We start from the raw sequence: 5546 nt of genomic DNA on the forward strand, positions 1-5546 counted from the left end.
TATAAACAAGAAAAGCCTGTAGTTTTCACTACAGGCTTTCTTTAAGATTTGGCACCGACCTACTCTCCCACGTGTTACCGCAGTACCATCGGCTCTGGTGGGCTTAACTTCTCTGTTCGGAATGGGAAGAGGTGGACACCACCGATATAGGCACCTAAATATTTTTAATGTTATTTAGTTGTATATCTCTGCTATGCTTTCGCATTGGCAGGCTTTGTATTTCAACATATAACAATGACATATTATTGAAAGAAGTTAAGTTAGGAAGAACAAACAACAGTTTACTGCTCTTGAAAGCTTCGGATTATTAGTATTACTCGACTTTGATGTCACCACCTTTACATCTGTAACCTATCAACGTAGTAGTCTGCTACGGTCCTATATGGAATTCTCATCTCGTGGCTAGTTTCGCACTTAGATGCTTTCAGCGCTTATCTATTCCCAGCGTAGCTACTCTGCAATGCCCCTGGCGGAACAACAGATTCACTAGAGGCTAGTCCAACCCGGTCCTCTCGTACTAAGGTCAGCCCCACTCAAAATTCCAACGCCCACAACAGATAGGGACCGAACTGTCTCGCGACGTTCTGAACCCAGCTCGCGTGCCACTTTAATCGGCGAACAGCCGAACCCTTGGGACCTTCTCCAGCCCCAGGATGTGACGAGCCGACATCGAGGTGCCAAACCTCCCCGTCGATATGAGCTCTTGGGGGAGATCAGCCTGTTATCCCCAGCGTACCTTTTATCCTTTGAGCGATGGCCCTTCCATGCAGAACCACCGGATCACTATATCCGTCTTTCGACCCTGATCGACTTGTCTGTCTCACAGTCAAGCAAGCTTATGCTATTGCACTCCTCATACGGTTACCAAGCGTATTGAGCTTACCTTTGAAAGCCTCCGTTACCTTTTTGGAGGCGACCACCCCAGTCAAACTACCCATCAAACAATGTCCTCCACTGAGTGGAGTTAGACACCGAATACAGAAAGGGTGGTATTTCAACGTTGACTCCACGACGCCTAGCGACGCCGCTTCATAGTCTCCCACCTATCCTACACATCCTGTATCCAATGTCAATGTTAAATTGTAGTGAAGGTGCATGGGGTCTTTCCGTCCCGTTGCGGGTACCCGGCGTCTTCACCGGGACCACAATTTCACCGAGCTCATGGCTGAGACAGCGCCCAGATCGTTACACCATTCGTGCAGGTCGGAACTTACCCGACAAGGAATTTCGCTACCTTAGGACCGTTATAGTTACGGCCGCCGTTTACTGGGGCTTCGATTCAATGCTTCGGTTTAACCCTAACATCCCCTCTTAACCTTCCAGCACCGGGCAGGTGTCAGGCCTTATACTTCATCTTTCGATTTTGCAAAGCCATGTGTTTTTGTTAAACAGTCGCCTGGGCCTTTTCACTGCGGCTGATATTGCTACCAGCGCCCCTTCTCCCGAAGTTACAGGGCCATTTTGCCGAGTTCCTTAGCCATGATTCACTCGAGCACCTTAGAATTCTCTTCCCGGATACCTGTGTCGGTTTGCGGTACGGGTTTTTATAACCTGAAGCTTAGCGGTTTTTCTTGGAAGTCTGATTACCTGCACTATCAACGCCCCCGAAGGTTTGTTGTACTATCAGCGTTCAGCTAGACCGGCGGATTTGCCTACCGGTCCAATACCTACAGCCTTTAACGATCTATTCCGTCAGATCGCGGCAGTGTCACTACTCCGTCCCCACATCGCAGTTATAAAAAGTACGGAAATATTAATCCGTTGTCCATCGAATATCCCTTTCGGGTTCTCCTTAGGCCCCGACTAACCCTGATCCGATTAGCGTTGATCAGGAAACCTTATCCTTTCGGTGGGCGGGTTTCTCGCCCGCCTTATCGTTACTTATGCCTACATTTGCTTTTCCAGAAGCTCCAGCACAACTTACGTCATACCTTCGCTGCCGCTGGAATGCTCCCCTACCGTAATATTAATATTACCCATAGCTTCGGTGTACAATTTAATGCCCGTTTATTATCCATGCCCGATCGCTCGACTAGTGAGCTGTTACGCACTCTTTAAATGAATGGCTGCTTCCAAGCCAACATCCTAGCTGTCTATGCAATCGGACCTCGTTAGTTCAACTTAACTGTAACTTGGGGACCTTAGCTGATGGTCTGGGTTCTTTCCCTCTCGGCGCGTGACCTTAGCACCCCGCGCCTCACTGCCGTGTATATTATTAAGCATTCGGAGTTTGTCTGGATTTGGTAGGATTTGACTCCCCCGCACCCAATCAGTAGCTCTACCTCTTAATAACTTTACCACGACGCTGTTCCTAAAAACATTTCGGGGAGTACGAGCTATTTCCCAGTTTGATTAGCCTTTCACCCCTACCCACAGATCATCCGGAAACTTTTCAACGTTTATCGGTTCGGTCCTCCAGTACGTGTTACCGCACCTTCAACCTGTCCATGGGTAGATCACAAGGTTTCGCGTCTACCTCCCCTGACTATACGCCCTATTCAGACTCGCTTTCGCTTCGGATCCGTGTCTTAAACACTTAACCTTGCCAGAGAAGAGTAACTCGTAGGCTCATTATGCAAAAGGCACGCCGTCACGCCACCTGGACGCTCCGACCGCTTGTAAGCACACAGTTTCAGGTTCTATTTCACTCCCCTGTTCGGGGTTCTTTTCACCTTTCCCTCACGGTACTGGTTCACTATCGGTCTCTCAGGAGTATTTAGCCTTACCGGATGGTGCCGGCAGATTCCCACAAGGCGTCTCCGACCTCGCGGTACTCAGGATACTACTAGACTAATGGTACTTACGTGTACGAGGCTCTCACTCTATGTTGCCAGGCTTCCCATCCTGTTCCACTTCATTGCATTATAATCATATCGTAGTCCTACAACCCCACATATGCCGTAACATAAGTGGTTTGGGCTCTTTCCCGTTCGCTCGCCACTACTTAGGAAATCATTATTATTTTCTCTTCCTCTGCTTACTTAGATGTTTCAGTTCGGCAGGTTTGCGTATTATATACGACTAGTCTTCAACTAGCCAGGTTTCCCCATTCGGAAATCACCGGATCAATTCATATTTGCTAATCCCCAGTGCTTATCGCAGCTTATCACGTCCTTCATCGCCTCTGAGAGCCAAGGCATCCCCTGTGTGCTCTTATTTACTTTCTTCTCTCCATAGCCTTTTGCGCCTATGGAAATGCTTTTTTTGATTTGTTGTTAAACCTTCAGTTAGTTTATTCAATTGCTTGAATATCCTTCCCTCCAATCAAACAACGTCTCTATTGTTGTTTGCTCTTCTTTTTTAACTTCTTCCAATATGTCAAAGAACTTTTCGATCCCCACATTATATTTCTACAATGTCATTTAATGCCCTTTTGTATTAAGGCGGGTGATGGTGGAGAATAACGGAGTCGAACCGTTGACCTCCTGCGTGCAAGGCAGGCGCTCTAGCCAGCTGAGCTAATCCCCCTTAGAATATATCTGTAGTCCCGAGCAGATTTGAACTGCTGACCCCTACATTATCAGTGTAGTGCTCTAACCAAACTGAGCTACGGGACTAGGTATTCGTATGCAGTTTCTAGAGTGCTGATCTCTCAATCACAAATCCTTGCTTACTCATATCCCTGCTTTCAGTATGGAACACTATGTGATGTTTCATCCTATGGGTTTTCTTTTTTTTGAGATTTTCTGTCATTTATATCATTTGCGCAGCGAGTAGTCAATTCTACTCCAGAAAGGAGGTATTCCAGCCGCACCTTCCGGTACGGCTACCTTGTTACGACTTAGCCCCAGTTATCGGTTTTACCCTAGGACGCTCCTTGCGGTTACATACTTTAGGTACCCCCAACTTCCATGGCTTGACGGGCGGTGTGTACAAGGCCCGGGAACGTATTCACCGCGTCATTGCTGATACGCGATTACTAGCGAATCCAACTTCAAGAGGTCGAGTTGCAGACCTCTATCCGAACTGTGAATGGCTTTTTGAGATTGGCATGTTGTTACCAACTAGCTGCCCTCTGTACCATCCATTGTAGCACGTGTGTAGCCCCGGACGTAAGGGCCATGATGACTTGACGTCGTCCCCTCCTTCCTCTCTGTTTGCACAGGCAGTCTGTTTAGAGTCCCCACCATTACATGCTGGCAACTAAACATAGGGGTTGCGCTCGTTGCGGGACTTAACCCAACACCTCACGGCACGAGCTGACGACAGCCATGCAGCACCTAGTTTCGTGTGATTGCTCACTGATCTATCTCTAAATCATTCACTAACTTTCAAGCCCGGGTAAGGTTCCTCGCGTATCATCGAATTAAACCACATGCTCCTCCGCTTGTGCGGGCCCCCGTCAATTCCTTTGAGTTTCACCCTTGCGGGCGTACTCCCCAGGTGGAATACTTAACGCTTTCGCTTAGCCGCTAACTGTATATCGCTAACAGCGAGTATTCATCGTTTAGGGCGTGGACTACCAGGGTATCTAATCCTGTTTGATCCCCACGCTTTCGTGCCTCAGCGTCAATAAAACCATAGTAAGCTGCCTTCGCAATCGGTGTTCTGTGACATATCTATGCATTTCACCGCTACTTGTCACATTCCGCCTACCTCTAGTTCATTCAAGCCCATCAGTATCAAGGGCACTGCGATGGTTGAGCCACCGTCTTTCACCCCTGACTTAATAGGCCGCCTACGCACCCTTTAAACCCAATAAATCCGGATAACGCTTGGATCCTCCGTATTACCGCGGCTGCTGGCACGGAGTTAGCCGATCCTTATTCCTTCGGTACATTCAGCTACTTACACGTAAGTAGGTTTATTCCCGAATAAAAGCAGTTTACGACCCAGAGGGCTGTCTTCCTGCACGCGGCATGGCTGGTTCAGAGTTGCCTCCATTGACCAATATTCCTTACTGCTGCCTCCCGTAGGAGTCTGGTCCGTGTCTCAGTACCAGTGTGGGGGGCCATCCTCTCAGATCCCCTAGTCATCGTCGCCTTGGTGGGCCGTTACCCCGCCAACTAGCTAATGACACGCATGCCCATCTTATTCCTATAAATATTTGATCATTGTATAATGCTATACTGTGATTTTATGCGGTGTTAATCCGAATTTCTTCGGGCTATCCCCCTGAATAAGGTAGGTTGCATACGCGTTACGCACCCGTGCGCCACTTTCCCAAAGAGCAAGCTCCTTGGTATCGTTCGACTTGCATGTATTAGGCCTGCCGCTAGCGTTCATCCTGAGCCAGGATCAAACTCTCCATTGTAAAATGTGTTGTTTGAACGCTGACCATTCTTAACTTAATTAATAATAGTCTTTATTCTATTTGTATTGTCTGATAGATATTGACTCTAAAATAATAGCTTCGGTTTTCATGTACTTTGAAACCGTACTTTCTTACCTCGCTACGCTATAAATGACATCTCTTTAATGAACTTCTCGAATCACCTCACGGCTCTTCTTTATATGTTGCAATCAGTCTTCTTCAGTTTATCCTGGTCGTTTCGTCCAGATTCAGTTTCTAAAAACTCATCGTTTCAATCTTGTTTATTCCGTTA

2 tRNA genes and 3 rRNA genes are annotated in these 5546 nt (G+C 47.5%); all 5 read right to left on the bottom strand.

What is annotated here, in order from left to right:
* Positions 1–46: 46 nt before the first annotated feature.
* Positions 47–158: ribosomal RNA gene (rrf, locus tag R2Q78_RS21745) — 5S ribosomal RNA — on the bottom strand.
* Between the two features lie 130 nt (positions 159–288).
* Positions 289–3167, bottom strand: a 23S ribosomal RNA gene (locus R2Q78_RS21750).
* Positions 3168–3391: 224 nt separating this feature from the next.
* A tRNA-Ala gene (locus R2Q78_RS21755) sits at positions 3392–3468 on the bottom strand.
* Between the two features lie 14 nt (positions 3469–3482).
* Positions 3483–3557: transfer RNA gene (locus R2Q78_RS21760), tRNA-Ile, on the bottom strand.
* A gap of 175 nt (positions 3558–3732) precedes the next feature.
* Positions 3733–5254, bottom strand: a 16S ribosomal RNA gene (locus R2Q78_RS21765).
* The 16S, 23S and 5S rRNA genes sit together here with 2 tRNA genes alongside, the layout of an rRNA operon.
* Positions 5255–5546 lie beyond the last annotated feature (292 nt).

It is taken from the genome of Pedobacter frigoris (genome assembly GCF_032678645.1).
Lineage (GTDB): Bacteria > Bacteroidota > Bacteroidia > Sphingobacteriales > Sphingobacteriaceae > Pedobacter > Pedobacter frigoris_A.